The organism is Streptomyces sp. NPDC029956 (assembly GCF_055574655.1).
The window spans coordinates 1-2,608 of record NZ_JBVHZJ010000125.1 but is presented as its reverse complement, the minus strand read 5'-3'; the positions used below and the strand labels follow the sequence as shown (position 1 = coordinate 2,608).

General features: G+C 75.1%; 2 protein-coding genes. One reads left to right on the top strand and one right to left on the bottom strand.

Annotation, left to right across the window (positions count from 1 at the left end):
- Window positions 1-151 precede the first annotated feature (151 nt).
- Window positions 152-1,255, bottom strand: coding sequence for a pyridoxal-phosphate-dependent aminotransferase family protein (locus ACZ4XX_RS40225; RefSeq protein WP_468512770.1), 1,104 nt, complete (start codon window positions 1,253-1,255; stop codon window positions 152-154).
- A gap of 105 nt (window positions 1,256-1,360) precedes the next feature.
- Here ACZ4XX_RS40225 and ACZ4XX_RS40220 point away from each other — a divergent pair, with 105 nt between their 5' ends.
- Window positions 1,361-2,446 carry an amidohydrolase family protein gene (locus tag ACZ4XX_RS40220; protein WP_468512769.1) on the top strand — a complete coding sequence of 362 codons (1,086 nt, stop codon included), beginning with the start codon at window positions 1,361-1,363 and terminating at the stop codon, window positions 2,444-2,446.
- Window positions 2,447-2,608: the final 162 nt, after the last annotated feature.

The window sequence follows — 2,608 nt, the reverse complement described above, 5'->3', positions numbered from 1 at the left end:
AGTGGGGGGTCGCTGGGAGCGATGCCCCCCCTACCCCCCCCCACCCTCCACATCCCCGGGGCCCGACCACGCCCCGCGGAGGGGGCTCCCCCCCCCCCCCCCCCCCCCCCCCCTTCCCTGTCGCGTACGCGGCCCGGCGTACGCGGCTCGATCAGACCGCCCAGGCCTCCGTGACCGCCCGGCGCGCGCCCTCCAGGTCCACCGTGCGGCCCGCCTCGCCGAGCGCGGCGCCCAGGGCGGCCAGCGAGGACTGCACGGCGCCCGGAGTCGCGTCCACCCCGTAGTGGTTGACCCGGATCATCTCCTCGGCCAGCGCCCCGCCGCCCGCGATCAGCGGCAGCGACGGATCGGCGGCCAGCGCCTTCGCCACCAGCTCCGAGGCGTCCGTACCGGCCGGCACGCGCAGCGTCGTCGCGACCGGGGCCGCGTCCTTCGCCTCGTACACGTACGGCTCCAGACCACCGCCGAGCGCCAGCGCGCCCGCGCGGGTCGCGGCGGCCGCCGAGGCGTGCCGCGCCATCAGGGCGTCCAGACCCTCCGCCTCGATCCGCTCCACGCAGGCCTCCAGGGCCAGCATCTCCAGCTGAGCCGGAGCGTGCAGCAGCGTCTTCCGACCGCCGTCGATCCAGCGCTCCTTCCAGTCCAGGAGGGAGAGGTACGAACGGCGCGGCGCGGCCGGGTTGGCGGCGAACCGCTCCCACGCCCGCGCGCTCACCGACACCGCCGACACACCCGCGGGCCCGCCCATCGCCTTCTGCGCGCCGATGATGCACATGTCCACGCCCCAGGCGTCCGGCAGCACCGGCTCGGCGCCGATCGAGGCCACCGCGTCCAGGTAGAACAGCGCGCCGTGCGCCCGGACGACCTCACCGATCTCCGCCACCGGGTTGGTGTTGCCGGTCGCCGCCTCCGCGTGCACCAGGGACACGAAGTCGATCTCCGGGTGCGCGGCGAGCGCCTCCTCCACCTGCGCGGCCGTCACCGCCGTGTGGAAGGGCACCTCCAGGTCGATCACGGTCGCGCCGCAGTCCCGCAGCCAGTTGCCGAAGGTCTGCCCGTACGGCCCCGTGACCACGTTCAGGGCGGTCGAACCGGCCCGCGCACCGCTGCGGATGCACCCCTCGAGGGGGAGCAGCGCCTCGCCCTGGGCGATCACCACGTCCTGCTCCGTGGAGAGCAGCGCGGCGACCCGCCGCTCGATCGAAGCGAAGTGCGCGGCGGTCAGCGGGGCCAGGTCCAGGAGCGGATGTGTCACGGTCACGGCGGTGCCTTCTTCGACTCGGATTCGTGCGGGCGGAACTCGGATCAGGGTACCGAGGGCCCCTCCCCGGCCGGGGTCCCGTCCTCGTACAGTGCAGACATGAGTGATCGCGCGGTGCTGCACGTGAAGGGACGGGTGCTCGTCGGCCCCGAGGACGTACGGGACGAACTGTGGTGCGTCGACGGGCGGGTCACGTTCGACCGGCCCGCGGCCGAGGCGGTCACCGTAGAGGGCTGGGTGCTGCCCGGACTCGTCGACGCGCACTGCCACGTCGGCCTCGACCGGCACGGCCCCGTCGACGAGGCGACCAGCGAGAAGCAGGCCCTCACCGACCGGGACGCGGGCACCCTGCTGATCCGGGACGCGGGCTCGCCCTCCGACACCCGCTGGATCGACGAGCGGGAGGATCTGCCGAAGATCATCCGCGCGGGACGGCACATCGCCCGCACCCGCCGCTACATCCGCAACTACGCCCACGAGATCGAGCCCGCCGACCTCGTCGCGTACGTCGGCCGCGAGGCCCGGCGCGGTGACGGCTGGGTCAAGCTCGTCGGCGACTGGATCGACCGCGAGGTCGGCGACCTCACCGCCTGCTGGCCGCGTGCCGAGGTCGAGGCGGCCATCGCCGAGGCGCACCGGCTGGGCGCCCGCGTCACCGCGCACTGCTTCGCGGAGGACTCGCTCCGGGACCTCGTCGAGGCAGGCATCGACTGCATCGAGCACGCCACGGGGCTCACCGAGGACACCATCCCGCTGTTCGCCGAGCGGGGCGTCGCGATCGTCCCCACCCTGGTCAACATCGCGACCTTCCCGCACCTCGCCGACGGCGGCGAGGAGAGGTTCCCCCGCTGGTCGGCCCATATGCGGCGGCTGCACGAGCGCCGGTACGACACCGTGCGCGCCGCCTTCGACGCGGGCGTCCCGGTCTTCGTCGGCACCGACGCGGGCGGCTCCCTCGCCCACGGCCTGGTCGCCGAGGAGGTGGAGGAGCTGACGAAGGCCGGCATCCCGCCGATCGACGCGCTCGCGGCCACCGCCTGGGGAGCCAGGGCGTGGCTGGGGCGTCCCTCCCTGGAGGAGGGCGCCCCTGCGGACCTCGTCGTCTACGGCGAGGACCCGCGCGCGGACGTCCGCGTCCTCGCGGCGCCGCGCAGGGTCGTCGTCGACGGGCGGGTGGTGGGGTAGCTCCCGCCTCGCGGCGCCGCGCAGGGTCGTCGTCCTCGAAGGGCGGGGGGGGGGGGGGGGGCCCCCCCCCCCCCCCCAGAGCCACGGGGGGTGCGGGAGGAAAACCCAGGCCCCCTTTCCCGGGCGAAGAACCCCCGGCGGTTCCACCCCAGCAACACGACC